Source organism: Microcoleus vaginatus HSN003, from assembly GCF_022701255.1.
Classification (GTDB): domain Bacteria; phylum Cyanobacteriota; class Cyanobacteriia; order Cyanobacteriales; family Microcoleaceae; genus Microcoleus; species Microcoleus vaginatus_B.
In genome coordinates this window covers 6,709,780-6,724,469 of the sequence record NZ_CP031705.1, presented here as the reverse complement: position 1 = coordinate 6,724,469, position 14,690 = coordinate 6,709,780, and the positions used below count along the sequence as shown (strand labels likewise).

14 protein-coding genes are annotated in these 14,690 nt (G+C 46.2%); 4 read left to right on the top strand and 10 right to left on the bottom strand.

Features of this window, described 5'->3' with window-relative positions:
* Position 1: 1 nt before the first annotated feature.
* The 4 genes from D0A37_RS28695 to D0A37_RS28680 all read right to left on the bottom strand — a co-directional run bounded on the left by D0A37_RS28695 (position 2) and on the right by D0A37_RS28680 (position 2,527).
* The gene (locus D0A37_RS28695; RefSeq protein WP_242719770.1) at positions 2 to 835 is read right to left on the bottom strand and encodes an ADYC domain-containing protein; all 834 of its coding nucleotides are present in this window, start codon (positions 833 to 835) and stop codon (positions 2 to 4) included.
* 79 nt (positions 836 to 914) lie between these two features.
* A complete protein-coding gene (locus D0A37_RS28690) occupies positions 915 to 1,187 on the bottom strand; it encodes a hypothetical protein (protein ID WP_242719768.1) in 273 nt (90 codons plus the stop codon).
* 369 nt (positions 1,188 to 1,556) lie between these two features.
* Positions 1,557 to 1,994, bottom strand: coding sequence for a nitrogen fixation protein (locus D0A37_RS28685; RefSeq protein ID WP_242719766.1), 438 nt, complete (start codon positions 1,992 to 1,994; stop codon positions 1,557 to 1,559).
* Positions 1,995 to 2,194: 200 nt separating this feature from the next.
* Entirely contained in the window at positions 2,195 to 2,527 is a 333-nt protein-coding gene (locus D0A37_RS28680) for a hypothetical protein (RefSeq protein ID WP_242719764.1), read from the bottom strand.
* A 203-nt stretch (positions 2,528 to 2,730) separates the two neighbouring features.
* Here D0A37_RS28680 and D0A37_RS28675 point away from each other — a divergent pair, with 203 nt between their 5' ends.
* Positions 2,731 to 3,801 (top strand): IS630 family transposase, encoded by a 1,071-nt coding sequence (locus tag D0A37_RS28675; protein ID WP_242719762.1) that lies wholly within the window; start codon positions 2,731 to 2,733, stop codon positions 3,799 to 3,801.
* A gap of 34 nt (positions 3,802 to 3,835) precedes the next feature.
* On the opposite strand, the gene D0A37_RS28670 is transcribed toward D0A37_RS28675, so the two are convergent.
* Together D0A37_RS28670 and D0A37_RS28665 are read right to left on the bottom strand one after the other, a co-directional pair.
* Entirely contained in the window at positions 3,836 to 4,021 is a 186-nt protein-coding gene (locus D0A37_RS28670) for a hypothetical protein (RefSeq protein WP_242719760.1), read from the bottom strand.
* A gap of 235 nt (positions 4,022 to 4,256) precedes the next feature.
* Positions 4,257 to 4,826 carry a hypothetical protein gene (locus D0A37_RS28665; protein ID WP_242719758.1) on the bottom strand — a complete coding sequence of 190 codons (570 nt, stop codon included), beginning with the start codon at positions 4,824 to 4,826 and terminating at the stop codon, positions 4,257 to 4,259.
* A 310-nt stretch (positions 4,827 to 5,136) separates the two neighbouring features.
* Between D0A37_RS28665 and D0A37_RS28660 the strand changes: the two genes are divergently transcribed.
* Complete coding sequence (locus D0A37_RS28660; RefSeq protein WP_242719756.1) at positions 5,137 to 5,454, top strand: helix-turn-helix domain-containing protein; 318 nt, start codon at positions 5,137 to 5,139, stop codon at positions 5,452 to 5,454.
* Positions 5,455 to 5,654: 200 nt separating this feature from the next.
* Here the strand turns inward: D0A37_RS28660 and D0A37_RS28655 are convergent, their stop codons facing one another.
* The 4 genes from D0A37_RS28655 to D0A37_RS28640 form a co-directional block, all read right to left on the bottom strand.
* Complete coding sequence (locus D0A37_RS28655; RefSeq protein ID WP_445242568.1) at positions 5,655 to 6,332, bottom strand: TIGR03032 family protein; 678 nt, start codon at positions 6,330 to 6,332, stop codon at positions 5,655 to 5,657.
* Positions 6,333 to 6,440: 108 nt separating this feature from the next.
* Positions 6,441 to 7,619 (bottom strand): ISAs1 family transposase, encoded by a 1,179-nt coding sequence (locus D0A37_RS28650; protein ID WP_242718983.1) that lies wholly within the window; start codon positions 7,617 to 7,619, stop codon positions 6,441 to 6,443.
* 83 nt (positions 7,620 to 7,702) lie between these two features.
* Positions 7,703 to 8,245, bottom strand: coding sequence for a DUF4915 domain-containing protein (locus D0A37_RS28645; protein WP_242719754.1), 543 nt, complete (start codon positions 8,243 to 8,245; stop codon positions 7,703 to 7,705).
* A 139-nt stretch (positions 8,246 to 8,384) separates the two neighbouring features.
* Positions 8,385 to 10,430 (bottom strand): hypothetical protein, encoded by a 2,046-nt coding sequence (locus D0A37_RS28640; protein WP_242719752.1) that lies wholly within the window; start codon positions 10,428 to 10,430, stop codon positions 8,385 to 8,387.
* Positions 10,431 to 10,722: 292 nt separating this feature from the next.
* Here D0A37_RS28640 and D0A37_RS28635 point away from each other — a divergent pair, with 292 nt between their 5' ends.
* Both D0A37_RS28635 and D0A37_RS28630 read left to right on the top strand, forming a co-directional pair.
* A complete protein-coding gene (locus tag D0A37_RS28635; protein WP_242719749.1) occupies positions 10,723 to 14,298 on the top strand; it encodes a WD40 domain-containing protein in 3,576 nt (1,191 codons plus the stop codon).
* Positions 14,288 to 14,656: a hypothetical protein gene (locus D0A37_RS28630; protein WP_445242458.1), complete on the top strand. Its 369-nt coding sequence runs from the start codon at positions 14,288 to 14,290 to the stop codon at positions 14,654 to 14,656. Before D0A37_RS28635 ends, D0A37_RS28630 begins: the two co-directional genes overlap by 11 nt.
* Positions 14,657 to 14,690 lie beyond the last annotated feature (34 nt).

Sequence of the window (14,690 nt, the reverse complement as noted above, 5' to 3'; positions counted from 1 at the left end):
GCTAAGGGCGTTTTCTTACCAGCGAATCATTGAACAGTAACGAATCTGATTGATTCTGCTTCACTTTTTCAGCAGTTGTCCAACCACCGCTCTCATTAATGCGCTCCTTAAGTTTGTTAGGACATTCTTGGCGAATTTCAGATAATGTATCATACCATCTCGGTCGATTGATAAAAGTCGCACCCTCTGGACTCCAAGCTGCTTCAAACACCATTCCGCTGTTGGGGGTTTTCTCTTGAATACCAAGCTTGTCATAGATGTCAATGGGAGTTCCCTCTCGCGTGTGGCCTTTGCCGTTGCCGCAGTAATCGGCCCGTGTCATTCGCGTGCAAGCTTGGTGATAGTCTCGGAGTGACTTTCCTTTGACATTCTTCCAAGGTTTGTAGCCAAAGCGAACGCACTTAGCTAGAACTCCACTTGTACAGCCAAATGTCATGAGATCGCTCGATTCTGTGTGCTTTCCTGTCTCATCCCACGAACCCGTCAGCGGAATTGCCTTGGCGACATTCTCGGCATCAGGAGTACACAAATTCTTCCATTGAGAATCAGCAGAATCTAGATAAAAGACTGTGTAAAGATAGGTTTCTTTTTCGCGGTCTTTTGGGTCTAGTTCAACATCTTTGATTTGAAAGTTCAGCTTTCTCCCCTGCTCGTCAACTGCGTTAAACTGTGCGCCTTTTAAGTCTTTGCCTTTAATAATTTCTGTCTTCTGGGCAGTCGCGCTGGTGTCAGGTTCGGTTTTATAACTGCTTTTTTGATTCTTTGCAAACACTCCACAGCTAACAACCAACACCGGAAAAACAACCACAAAACTGTATATAAATGTCTTTTTCATAGTTTCAATTTATGCCAGGGGTTCAGATACCCGGCTTCTTTGAGAAGTCGGGTATCTGGCTTTCAGTTATCTTTAGCCACTATTGAGCAGCAACTCGCGTTACGCCTACAAGCTGTCCACCTTCGACTTTAAGGCTTTGCAATTCCATGCCTTGCAGTTTTGTGGCTTGCATACTCGTGCGCGGGAGCACGTCAGCCTTCAATCTCACGCCGTTCCACTGGTAGCCGTTCAAACTCCAGCCGTTCCACTGGATGCCCTGGAGCACGATTCCTGGCCCTGCGTTAGCCGACCCAGAGAAAGCTAAAGAGAGTGCTGCTGTAGCGAGGGCGATCGTTAATACACTTTTCTTCATGGTGAAAATCCTCAACTGTGTTTTCAAGACGTTGCCTATTTGCTGCAATGTTTGAGCTACTAATTTTCGCAACCGATGGCTTGCAGCTTACTAGAGGTTGTTTTCCCTCTAATCCCATCTACAAATTCATCAAAACACGCAGATGACCGAGATCGAGACTGAGAATGTACTGACTTGTGACCGACTTTCGAGTGACTTATTTTGAGGCAGTCTGCTTGGCTTGTGTGAGAGGGGTCAAGCTCTCGAAATTCCATCAAAATAAAATACTGGCAGGAGTATTTTGCATGAATTACGTAAGAGCAGTTTTGGAGCAAAAAGGCATGGTAAAAATTGCTCTTGACAATCGTCTAGTCAGAATTTGTCTCATTGCTAATCCGCAGGAGCCGCCACTTGACGTTGCTGCTCAGTTGGCTGATATATCTCCGTTACGATCTGGGGACATCGCATACACGCTGCCTTGCCTTCTTGCTGCCACCAACGACAGCTTGGGCGTATACTACAAGGTGACAGGACATCGACTACTTCAGGCAATAGTTGCACGGTTCGCTCTACCAAACGACAATTAGAGCCATCGAAGTGCTTGCAGCCACTGCCTGCACACGGCGCGGCAAACCTAAACACCTCGGTAGGTTTTACTGGGTCACAGAGCGCCAATATCTCATCGGTGACAAGCTGAGGTTCAGCGAGATAGCCCACCCGTGGTTCTTCAACTGTCCCATTTACAACGCCGAACACGAGGCTTTGTGCCATTTCTGGTTGGGCACTCGGACACAGTGGTTGGGCGTTAGTAGTATTAGCTTTTTTCATTAACAACTCCTACTAAAATACGTGCTGCTTCCGTAGTTAGCCTATAGACTCAGTTGTTACCCTTAACAGTCAGGACTTACACACTGGAAAAATGTGAATACCATATATAGACTTCTCACCAGCGTAAAATCTCAAATGTGGTATTCCAGTAATTGAGCTGCATAAGTCCTGACAGTCAACCTCACGGTACGTCGAGCCTATCAGAAATTAATTTCAACTCCCCCTTCAATCTTGCAATCTTCGGGATCGGATGGCGGACATGATGCCTTCAGAAACACCTTGCACTTAACCTTCCTCTTCCTAGCAGTTTCCCCAACTCCAGACCCAGGAGTTAACTCTTTTGAAATCTCGATCTGTGGTTCACTACCTTGCTTGAATACTTCAGTTAGAAACTGGGCAATTAAGTCTATACTGTCTGGACGTTCTTGAGAAATCATATAGACACTTTCTTTTTCGTCGGGAGTCAGTTCAAACAGTTGCTCCATCGTTCCAGAAAAGTCTTGTCTCAGGGAATTAGCCAACTTGATTCCCATCCGAGGATTACCCGTTAGCTTACCTGTTACTTTACGAAGTGATTCGTTATTGAGGGGATCGCCGGACTTTAAAGACCTTAGTTCCTCCGTTGTCAGACCTTCCCTCAATCCCCGTGGCACTCCTATGGGTACTATAGCAATCCTAAATCATTATCATGATTGTGATACAATTATATGCAATACTCGATCGTGACCATAAAAAAATGAATAACTTACAACTGCAACAAAAAGATAGGCAAAAAGAAATAGATTGTTTAGAATCTTTCATTAAAAGCGATATAGATGCCAGAGAACTAAAACGAGCAATAGCTGTAAGGATGGCGCTCTCAGGTAATATCTACCATGAGATCAGCAAAATTTTAGGTGTAAGTAATTTTTTTATTGGTTATTGGAAAAAACAATTTAAAACCAAAGGCATCGCCGGAATCAAACTAGGACATAAAGGGTCAAAAGGGTATTTAACAGCTCTACAAAATACTGAAGTAATCGAGTGGTTAAGAAATAAAGAATATTGGAATTTAGATGAGCTAGTTACTTATTTAGAAGAAGAATTTGGTGTGATATATAAATCAAAACAGAGTTACTATGAACTTTTTGACCGGGCGAAAATTAGTTGGAAAAAAACTCAAAAAATTAATCCTAAATTTGATAAAGAACTGGTAAAAAAAAAGACGGAAGAAATTAACGATATTTTATTTAAAAACAAGGCTGGTATAGAGTCTGGGGAAATAATAGTATTGTTTTTAGATGAATGTCATCTACTTCATGGTGATCTGACTGGTTATGTTTGGGGTCAATCCCAAATCCGAATTGAAGTCCCAATTACCAATGAAAAAGATAGACAAACTTATTTTGGCGCACTCAATTATCAAAGCAAAGAATTCCATGTTCAGAGCCATCCATCTGGTGATGGAAAATCAACAGTTAAATTCATAAAATACTTACAAGATAAATATAAAAATCGCAAGATTATCTTGATTTGGGATGGAGCTAGTTATCATAAATATGGAGAATTTAGAGACTTTTTATTAGAACTCAATGCTGCCAAAGAACCTGCTAATTGGTCAATTACTTGTATTTTATTTGCTCCCAATGCTCCCCAACAGAACCCCGTTGAAGATATTTGGTTACAAGCTAAAAACTTTTTAAGAAAGTATTGGTATTTATGTAGGTCTTTTAAGATTGTCAAGTTTCTGTTTGAGTTTTTTACTAACGAACATAAATTTGATTTCCCCAAAATACGTCAATATACTTACACACAGAAAATCATTTAGGATTGCTCTAGATATAGAAAATCATTTAGGATTGCTATATCTCCCCTGTTCGTTTCTCATCTGGGTTATAAATGATTCCCAAAGTGAGATTTCCCAGGATGTCTTTCTTGTCCACAGGTCGGACTTCGATCGCTCTTAGAACTGCCCTTACGGCGGCTTCAGAAAGTTCTTCCGGCTTAATGCTGGCAGCACGAGATGAACTGGATGTTGATTCTGACATAGTGTTGTAATCCTTTTTGCTTCAAACGTTGAAATCTACTAACCCTCGCGATCGCTGCTTGCTATGGATCTGCTTCGTCGATCTAAATAACTCTCAAGAGCAATCGTTGCTTGCTAAACTGAATTCGACAGTCAAAATTTGGTCTAGGGGCGAAGCATTCGAGCCACAATTTATCGGTGAACCCCAAGGTTTTCTTTCCGAATGCTTCGCCCTTCTAGGGGTTTGCAGACAGACCCTAGCAAAATAGCCAACTACAACCGGCACTAAAAAGGGAGCCGGCAGCGCCGGCAATGGCTGCACCACCATAAGTACATCCTGGCGTAGCGAAACCGGCGCTACCTCCGGTGCAAGCTCCAGCCACCGCAACCCCAGCAACAGCTCCGGCAGCACCTCCGGCAGCACCGCACGCAGTGTCGCAGGAACTCTGGGTTGTTCCGTTACCATTAACCCCAAGGCTGAGAGTTTTAATTAACTCTGGATCTTGCAAGGCTGCTGTTAGTGCAGATGTGAAGACAAGGCTCAATTTAGGAATATTACGTGACATCTCAAGGTCACTGGTGACAGAAACGTCCGGATTTCGGTAATCGTCTGTAACGCTCATTAACATCAGGGAGGCATCGTTAATAGTGAAATCGACGCTTGTTCTCTCCCTCGATACAAACCAGAGAATCTTACCGATGTCACCATCAGCAGTTTTAAACTGGATCGACACATTTAGAGTTCGTTCACGAACTTTGGTATCCACGCTTAAAGTTGCTATCTCGCAGGGCAAGGTTTGAGTTCTGGACTGCATATCTCGGCTCATGTTTTTCTCCTTTCAATTAATTACAATCGGCAAGTTGGTATGAAAAGCCCCTGATACCTAAGCAAAAATTCTCGTTTGACCAATTGACACTTAACTTTCGCACTTGCTCGGAGGTTCCTACTTGCTCGGCTAGGCGTCGTTGACCAACTTGACTTCTTACTCCGCGATCGAGAACCCGCATCGGACTTCTCATGTCTACTAAAAGCATCAAAACACGCAGATGACCGAGATCGAGACTGAGAATGTACTGACTTGTGACCGACTTTCGAGTAACTTGCTAAAATCTGCATAATTTTCGAGGAAATAGGGTATGTCACGATCGCTCAAAGTTCGCAGTGACTGCATTCAGATCGCCAAATTAGCGCTCAAGCGCAATGGCTTTCCCAGCCAAAGAGCGTTTGCTGAAGAATTAGGACTTGCTTTATCCACTCTCAGCAGGTTCCTCACAGGAAAAACCGTTGATTATGGGACTTTTGTGGAAATTTGTGGAAAATTGGCGATCGATTGGCGAGAGATTTCTGACTTGGGCGATCGGGTTCCATCCGAGTCTGTAGAGGTGAAATTCTCAAATGTGTTATGGATGTTGACACTCACCTGTGACAAGTGGGAAAGGGTAAGCAACTTTTGACCTTTCATGGTCAAACAATAGTGAGCGGTAGTGGCGATCGCAAAGTAAAGTTTTGGCAGATCCGTTTTAACCGAAGCACAAAAAGCCACCCTCAAAGCTCTTGGCGCGATAGAAAATGGCGAATGAGCCGAATGTGGGCAACAAAGTATTAATTTTTCAAACCCAAGCCACAACTTACAGCACGCTGGGTACTTCCCCGCTTAGCCCATCGTTACAACGCGGCGAATTTCGTCGGTTTTAAAGCCAATTGCCATCGGGCGACGCACTCCAGGTAGCACCTGCACGTCGTACAATTCCTCTACCACTCCTTCAATCCGCAACGAGTGGACGATATCCCCATTTCTCAGGTCAATCACCACTAATCCGCAGCGGGGTTCGGCATCTTTGGCACGCAAGTTTTCATCTAAGGACAAGCCGGAAAACGTCTTGTTATGCCGGGGTTTGGATAGCCCGACGAGCGCGAAGTCACCGCTGAAGGCACAGCCGCGCATATAGCCAGGGCAGAAAGCTACTGGCTCAAAGACACCCCGTTCGATGTCTGCACAGCCAAATTCCCCAGTGCCGGAGTTGAGCAGCCACAGCTTATCCCTGTACCAGCGGGGGGAGTGGGGCATGGAAAGTCCGGTTAGAATTATCTCATTGCTGCTGATATCAATAACGCAGCCACCATCGGGCCTTCTATCCCGCCAACCGTCCGCCACATCACTCTGGCTGACTGCTGTCACGTAACGGGGTAGCCCGTCTCGCAGTGCCAAGCCGTTCAGGTGACAGCGGTCTTCTGCCGCTAGCTTGGAGATGAAGGGGGGTTGCCACAGAGGGATGAAGCTGTACTTTTCACTGACTGTGGCGAGACAGCTAAATAGGGTATTGACGAAGATGACCCCCCCTAACCCCCCCTTAGTAAGGGGGGGAACAAAATTCTGCTTTTCTTGCTCCCCCCTTGATAAGGGGGGCTGGCAGGGTGGATTTATTGTCGAAAAATTAAATCAAGGAAGTGGACTATTTACTGGCGCGAGCGCGAAGTATTTAACTGGTTTGTCACGGGTCAAAAAACCGAAAAGCAACTCGCTAATATTTTCAATTTGGTTAGCCATTAATCTTAAAGCTTGGGGGAGAGTATTCGTACCACTCATCCTCGCTAGAGACACTAAAAATTGCCTGACCATTGCCCAATTAGCGGGTGCATTGCCGCCGCGATGAATACAGTTATCCTCATTTAACGTCACATCTTTAACCCAATGCAGTTGATTCTCAATTAACCAGTGTCCTCGAATTGCGTCGGAAAATTGACGGGCTGACCAATCCAAACTACTTAAATAATAGTGTGATTCGTTAAAATCTACCAATCGGCGACGACTTTTTTTGCCTTGCCATCGCAGGCCTGTTCTGACGATCGCAATTATGTATTTGGCACCCGCCCACAGAGGTAATAATTGAGCCGGTATGGGGTAAATTGTGGTACTGCGAGTTGTGGTACGTCCATGTAACTGTTCTGAGGCTTGAAGGGAGTCGCTCGCATTTGTCGATTTGACTAATTCTTGGGCGGCCTTAAACAAACTTGATTGATTTTTTTTGATGGTAACTATGTAGTCATTACCACCATCAATAATTAAGGCCAGCGTTTTTTTTTGACAATGCAGCGCATCCGCTGTAATTACTATCTGACAACCAGAGAGTTCTCTAATGAGTTCTTCCACAATTTCAATTTCACTCCTGTGTTGATTTTCCATGACTTTATGTCGGACAACCCAGCCGCGATCGTGACTGTAGACAGAAACCATGCTCACAAAGTTTTGGTAAGAGCTATTTCCACCTACCGAGGTGCTTTTAATGCTTTTACCATCAATTGCCATCAATTCTCCTGGGGCGATCGGTAAGTTCTGTTGCGCCCATCTATTAAAAAGGACGGCAATTATCTCAAAATCTAATGAGTGAATTATGTTTCTAAAAGTCGAGTGGGATGGGAAGCGAATATCTGATGGAAGGTCGAACAGTTTTATGAGAGTTGCGCGATGATTTTTGGTAAAATCCACCAAGGGTTTATACCCCCAATATCCCGTACAACTGCCCAATAAAATTATCGTCAGTATCAGCCATAAAGGATGTCTGATTCCTCGTGGCTTTCGGTGGTCTGGTACTGCAATAATAGCTTCAATTAAATTCATTATGCTATGCACAGAGTAAGGATAGTCTGAGTTCGCGGGTCGCTTCCGATCGCCCGTTCTATTATATAATCATCCGGTCACAATTAATCCACCCTGCCTTGATAAGGGGGGCTGGGGGGGTAGTTTTTCTTGCTCCCCCCTTGATAAGAGGGGCTGGGGGGTACTTCTACCACCACGTCATGCACGTCCAAATCCCCCGTGATGTAACCTACCTGAGGCACGTATACGGCGTCATAGCCATTGTGAACTTCTCCCTGAGGCAGAGCATTTTCAAACCGCCACAGTTGATACAGAGAACTCATGTAGAGAGTTGAACCCTCTGCATACAACCCCATGCAGCGCTCAAAGGATCGCTCGAATACCGACAACTGTCCATTCGGTTGCAACCCAATAAAAAAAACTTTCCCCGCCTGATAGGTGGTGAAAGCAAGACTCAGGTTTTGCTCGGCTAACCAGGAGGTGAACTGGCGGGAGGCAGTGATTTCCAGGGAGGGGGCGCTAGTTGAGGGGGTAGCAGAATTGAGGAAATTTCCACTGTGCGCCCCTATGTCTGGTGCATCTTTGATTGTTAGGGGAAGTTCCTTAGCCGCAAAGCCATTACGGTTTGATTGCATTGCATCTGTCATGATTAGTCTTTTGTTCGTAAGAAAATGTGCTAAAAAGTGCACAGAAGTACAAGAAAGAAAAGTTAGGGAAACCGAGCGGGATTCCCCTAACTGAGTGCGTTGTTGAAGAGTGAAACACTCTCAAAGCAGTTGGATCGCACTAAACATTGACGAAGCTACTAGAGCCGATACTGCTAGCTTGTACCCCATTCAAACGCGCCAAGTTTTCGCCAGTGTTGGCAAATTTGATTAGAGTATCATTCCCCGTTTGAGCGATCGCCAAGTTCTCAAACGTCAAGCCACCGGAGAGACCCAGTGTCGTCTGACCCACCTGGAAATTGTCGATTCTATCGACGCCATTGTTGATTTGCAGAACAACTATGTCCTTTCCGCCGCGCAAGAAAATCCGATCGTTGCCAGGGCCCCCCACAATCAGGTCATCGCCAGAACCGGAGTAGATCAAGTCGTTACCACCACCGCCATAACTCGTATTGTTGCCCCCAGCAGCGTAAATCTGATCGTTCCCGTTGCCACCATTGATGTAATCAGTTTGGGAACCCCCGTAAATCAGGTCGTTGCCATCCTCACCCAAGAGAGTGTTGACGCCCTCACCGCCAGTGATCGTATCGTTGCCGCCACGACCGTAGAGTGCATCGTCACCAGATGTACCGTTAAGCATATCCTTGCCTTCCGTGCCCAAGGTGGGGACTGTACCGAAGACGACATAGCTAGAGCCAGAGTCGGTGTTGCCGTTGGGGTCAGCATAAGAGGCACCGATAATCAGGTCATCGACGCCATCGCCGTTGATGTCTCCAGCACCGCTAACTGAGATGCCCGAGAAGTCATTTGGATTAACGCCGTTGAGAACAGAGCCGTTGATGCCGTCGAGGGAAGAGAGGTTAATGCTGGCGGAGAATCCTTCTTTTGAGCCGAACACTAGATAGCTTTGACCCGCAACGGTTTCAGCATTAGGTGCGCTGATAATCAGGTCATCAATACCATCGCCGTTGAAGTCCCCGGCACTGCTGACCCTAAAGCCTGAGAGGTCATACTCGGCAATACCGTTGATGGCAAAGCCATTAGTGCCATTGAGTCCAGAGGGCTTAAAGCTGGCGGGGAACGCTTCAGGTGAACCGAACACCACATAGCTGGTGCCTGCCAAGTTGCCATTGGGGTCAGCCCCAAATGCCCCGATAATCAGGTCATCAATGCCGTCACCGTTAACGTCTCCGGCGGCGCTGACTCTGCTTGAGTAGTCACCCTCGGCAATGCCGTCGATGGCAAAGCCGTTAGTGCCGTCGAGGGCACTGACGTTGAGGCTGGGAGCTAATCCTCCAGTTGAGCCGAACACTACATAGCCCTGACCCGCATTCTCTACTCCGTTGGGGTCAGCCCCAAATGCCCCGATAATCAGGTCATCTTTGCCGTCACCGTTAACGTCTCCGGCGGTGCTGACTGAGACGCCCAATTCGTCTCCCGCCGCAATGCCGTTGATGGTGAAGCCGTTATTGCCGTCGAGGTCACTGACGTTGAGGCTGGTAGGGAATCCCTTGTTGGAGCCGTACACCACATAGCTTTGACCCGCCTTCTCTAGTCCGTTGGGGTCAGCATAAGGTGCGCCGATACTCAAGTCAGCGAAGCCATCACCGTTGACATCTCCAGCACCGCTAACTGAGGAGCCCAATTCGTCTCCCGCCCCAATGCCGTTGATGGTGAAGCCGTTAGATCCCGTGAGGCTAGCGAGGTCAATGCTGGGAGCGAATCCTGATGTGGAGCCGAACAATACATAACTGGAGCCTGCATTCTCTAGTCCGTTGGGGTCAGCCCCATTTGCCCCGATAATCAGGTCATCTTTGCCATCGCCGTTAACGTCCCCAGCACCGCTTACACTCAAGCCAGTCAAGTCATCTGCCGCAACGCCGTTGAGGGCGAAGCCGTTAGTGCCGTTAAGGGTACTGAGTTCTAAGTTAGCAGGGAATCCTGCTTGCGATCCGAACACTACATAGCTAGTACCAGGAGTGGTGGTGGCGTTAGGATTACTAGCAGTAAATCCAGGTGCGCCGATAATTAGGTCATCAATGCCATCGTCGTTGATGTCTCCGGCATCGCTGACGCTATAACCTGATGTGTCAAAAGGGGCAACGCCGTTGATGGTAAAGCCGTTAGATCCGGTGAGGTCTGAAAGATTGAAAGATGAATTTGCCATTGTAAAAATTATTGCGTTGAACTACTAACGGGCACCCCTAATCAAGGGAAAGCCGGAAAAAAGCTTCCCCATGTATCACTGGTCGATCGAGTAAATTAAATTTCCTATGCGTCAAGATAGAGGGTTGGACGATCGCTGTCTTACTCCGATCGACAACCCGCATCGGACTTCTCATCTCTACTAAATCCATCCAAACATCCACTTGACCGAGATCGAGACTGAGAACGTACTGATTTATGACCGACTTCCGAGTAACTTGCTAAAATCTGCATAACTTTCGGGGGAATAGGGTATGTCACGATCGCTCAAAGTTCGCAGTGACTGCATTCAGATTGCCAAATTAGCCCTCAAGCGCAATGGCTTTCCCAGCCAAAGAGCGTTTGCTGAAGAATTAGGACTCGCTTTATCCACTCTCAGCAGGTTCCTCACCGGAAAAACCGTTGATTATGCAACTTTTGTAGAAATTTGTGGAAAATTGGCGATCGATTGGCGAGATATCTCTGACTTGGGCGATCGGGTTCTATCCCAGTCTGTAGAGGTGAAATCCTCCCTCTTCATTGCCAACAGACACCTAGATTGGGGCGAAGCACCCGATGTCTCGGTTTTCTACGATCGTAGTGACGAATTGACAACTCTAGAACAATGGATTGTGCAGGATAATTGCCGTTTAGTAGTGTTGCTGGGGATGGGAGGGATTGGTAAAACAGCTTTGGCTGCCAAGCTTGCCCAACAACTACAATCAGGATTTGAATTTGTCATTTGGCGAAGTCTCCGCAATGCCCCTGCCGTAGAAGAGATAGTGGCAGAACTGATTCAATTTCTCTCCAACCAACAAGAAATAAACTTGCCAACCAACCTGGACGGCAGAATTTTGCGGTTGATCAATTATTTACGCTCATCGCGCTGTCTGCTAGTTTTGGATAATGCTGAATCAGTTTTGCAAGCAGGCGATTCCCTACCACATAGCTTTGCTTCACGGACGGGACGCTATCGAGAAGGATATGAAGGTTACGGTGAGTTATTCAAATGTGTTGGGGAAACAAATCACCACAGCAGCTTGATATTAACCAGTCGCGAGAAACCACAAGGATTAGCCGCCTTAGAGGGCGAAACACTACCGGTTCGCTGCTTACAAGTGACAGGTTTACCCTCCGTTCAAGGACGAAAAATTTTCTCTGGGAAGGGGCTTTTTACTGGGTCAGAAGATGAATGGACAAGCGTGATTTCACGCTATGGCGGGAATCCATTAGCTTTAAAGATAGTAGCTTCAGGGGTAACAGATTTTTTTGATAGCAGTATTTCTCGCTTTTTAGAATTTTTAAAGCAAGGTTCGTTTATTTTTGATGATATCCGCGATTTGTTAGAGCGGCAGTTTCAGCGACTGAGCGATATAGAACAAGAGATTATGTACTGGTTAGCCATCAATCGCGAACCAGTGTTGTTAGAGGAATTGCAAGAGGATTTTGTCTCCCCGATATCAACTAGCGAACTTCTACAGGCGATCATTTCTTTGCAACGCCGCTCATTGATTGAAAAAATCGCCGAGGCTTTTACACAACAACCTGTAGTCATGGAGTACATAATTAGTGTATTAATTGAGCGAATTTGTGAAGAGATTGCCAGTCAAAAAAAATTCCTGTTCAGTCGTCACGCTTTAGTCAAGGCTCAAGCCAAAGATTATGTGAGGGAGACTCAAATCCGCCTCATTCTTAAACCAGCGATTGAAAGAGCGATCGCGCTTCTTGGCTGCCCAGAAAATCTGGAAAAGTGCTTAGTTCAAATTCTATCGTTGCTGCGCGGCAAATCGCCGCAACAGACAGGTTATGTCAGCGGAAATATTATCAATGTGCTGCGCCAATTGCAGGTAGACTTAAGCGACTATGACTTTTCCTATCTAACAGTTTGGCAAGCCAACCTACAGAGAGTGAACTTGCATAATGTCAATTTTGCTCACTCAGATTTGGCTAAATCTGTTTTTTCTGAACTCTTAGTGAGCGTTATGTCTGTAGCATTGAGTCCGGATAGCCAACTTTTGGCGACGAGTAGTTCTGATTGTAAAATTCACCTATGGCGAGTGCGAACGAGTCAACGGCTTCATACCTTGATAGAACATACCAATCAGGTATTTTCAGTCGCCTTCAGTCCCGACGGTCAAACTTTAGCCAGTGGCAGTTTCGATCTCTCAATGAAACTATGGGAGATCAGTACGGGTCGCTGCTTAAGAACTTATACCGGACATAGTAGTGGAGTATATTCAGTCGCCTTTAGTCCAGATGGTAAAACTTTAGCCAGTGGGAGTCTAGACCACACGGTAAAACTTTGGGATGTCGCAACAGGTAACTGCCTAAACACTTACACCGGACATAACGATCGGGTTTATTCAGTTGCTTTTAGCTGTGATGGTAAGACTTTAGCCAGTAGCAGTCACGACCAAACAGTGAAGGTTTGGGATATCAGCACCAGTAGAGAACTAAGAACTTTTACTGAACATACTAAAGAAGTATTTTCAGTCGCTTTCAGTTGTGACGGTAGGACGTTAGCCAGTAGCAGCAATGACTGCACGGTGAGGCTGTGGGATGTCAACACTGGACGCTGCCTGAAAACTTTCACCGGACATAGTAATGGAGTATTTTCACTTGCCTTTAGTCCAGATGGTAAAACTTTAGCTAGTAGCAGTTTTGACTTCTCGATCCGGCTTTGGGATGTAGAAACAGGCATCTGCCTGCGAACTTGCACCGGACATATTAATTGGGTACTTTCAGTTGCTTTGAGTTCGGATGGTCAAATCCTTGCCAGCGGCAGTATAGACCAAATGGTGAAGTTATGGGATGTGAAAACAGGTAGGTGCTTAAAAACTTTTACTGGTTACAGTAATGTGGTTTACTCAGTTGCCTTTAGTCCTCAAGGTAAGACCGTAGCGAGTGCTAGTGGCGACCATAGAGTGAGGCTTTGGGATGTTAGCACTGGTGAATGCTTGAATAGTTGGTGCGGACATACTGCTCAAGTATTTTCAATCGCTTTTAGCCGTGATGGTAATACCTTAGCCAGTGGTAGTTTTGACTCTTCGGTCAAGCTTTGGAATGTGAGTACGGGTGAATGTTTAAATACTTGGCACGGCCATACTAATTGGGTATTTTCAGTTGCTTTGAGTCGGGATGATAAAACTTTGGTCAGCGGCAGTATAGACCAAACGTTACGCTGCTGGGATGTTAGTACGGGTGAATGCCTGAAAATTTTGACGGGACATAGTGATGGGGTATTTTCTGTCGATTTTAGCTGCGATGGTCAGACCTTAGCTAGTGGTAGTTTAGATGGAACGGTAGGGCTGTGGGATTTTTGTACTGGGCAATGTCTGAAAATTTGCCGCGGACATAGTAACACGGTCTATGCTGTTGCTTTCAGCCCTGATGGGAAGACTCTAGCCAGTGCCAGTGCCGACAATACAGTAAGGCTGTGGGATGTCAGCAGGGGCGAATGCCTGAAAACTTTTACCGGACATACTAATCAAGTCTGTGCGATCGCTTTTAGCCTGCTATCTGGCAACTCTCCTTACCAAGGACTCTTGGCGAGTGGCGGTTATGACCAAACGGTGAAACTATGGGATGTCAGCACTGGTAGTTGCTTAAGAACTTTGACCGGACATACTGATGAGATATGGTCGGTTGCTTTCAGTCCAGATAATCAAATTCTGGCAAGTGGCTGTGCGGATGAAACTGTGAGGCTGTGGGATGTCAGCACAGGTAAGTGCCTAAAAACGCTGAAACCTGCCAAACTCTACGAAGGCATGAACATCACTGGGGTTACAGGTTTAACTGAAGCACAGAAAGCGACGCTGATAGCTCTCGGCGCGATCGCTCATGGGGAATGAGTGGGGTCGATCGCTAGATTTGAAAGATGCTGCTTCTGGCGGTCAAATTTGGGGCGATTTGTGGCTGTTGCTGGCGGTTCAAGGTTTGCCGGTGCCGATTGTGTTGTGCTATTTGCTGTTTGGTTCGCTGCCGCCGGTTGGTCTATTTCCGCACTTTTGGCTGTTGGGATTGAATGTATTTTTGGTTGCAGTGCGTGAGGCTTTGTGTTTGGCGATCGCTCCTTCTTACGATACAACTGGGGCATCCGGTAAATGGCTGTTTTGGCTGTCACCTTTAGCCGATCCGCTGGCGTTTTTGCGAATTCTCATTTCTGCTTTAAATCAACCTACTCAGTGGCGCGGCAGGAAGTATGAATAATCCTTAATACTCTGTTCCCCGACTTTTTTAATAA

Coding starts and splice junctions, on each gene's coding strand:
- D0A37_RS28645 (WP_242719754.1), bottom strand. CDS start 8,245: ATGACAGATGCAATGCAATCAAACCGTAATGGCTTTGCGGCTAAGGAA.
- D0A37_RS28630 (WP_445242458.1), top strand. CDS start 14,288: ATGGGGAATGAGTGGGGTCGATCGCTAGATTTGAAAGATGCTGCTTCT.
- D0A37_RS28635 (WP_242719749.1), top strand. CDS start 10,723: ATGTCACGATCGCTCAAAGTTCGCAGTGACTGCATTCAGATTGCCAAA.
- D0A37_RS28650 (WP_242718983.1), bottom strand. CDS start 7,619: ATGAATTTAATTGAAGCTATTATTGCAGTACCAGACCACCGAAAGCCA.
- D0A37_RS28640 (WP_242719752.1), bottom strand. CDS start 10,430: ATGGCAAATTCATCTTTCAATCTTTCAGACCTCACCGGATCTAACGGC.
- D0A37_RS28670 (WP_242719760.1), bottom strand. CDS start 4,021: ATGTCAGAATCAACATCCAGTTCATCTCGTGCTGCCAGCATTAAGCCG.
- D0A37_RS28680 (WP_242719764.1), bottom strand. CDS start 2,527: ATGGGAATCAAGTTGGCTAATTCCCTGAGACAAGACTTTTCTGGAACG.
- D0A37_RS28665 (WP_242719758.1), bottom strand. CDS start 4,826: ATGAGCCGAGATATGCAGTCCAGAACTCAAACCTTGCCCTGCGAGATA.
- D0A37_RS28695 (WP_242719770.1), bottom strand. CDS start 835: ATGAAAAAGACATTTATATACAGTTTTGTGGTTGTTTTTCCGGTGTTG.
- D0A37_RS28675 (WP_242719762.1), top strand. CDS start 2,731: ATGAATAACTTACAACTGCAACAAAAAGATAGGCAAAAAGAAATAGAT.
- D0A37_RS28660 (WP_242719756.1), top strand. CDS start 5,137: ATGTCACGATCGCTCAAAGTTCGCAGTGACTGCATTCAGATCGCCAAA.
- D0A37_RS28690 (WP_242719768.1), bottom strand. CDS start 1,187: ATGAAGAAAAGTGTATTAACGATCGCCCTCGCTACAGCAGCACTCTCT.
- D0A37_RS28685 (WP_242719766.1), bottom strand. CDS start 1,994: ATGAAAAAAGCTAATACTACTAACGCCCAACCACTGTGTCCGAGTGCC.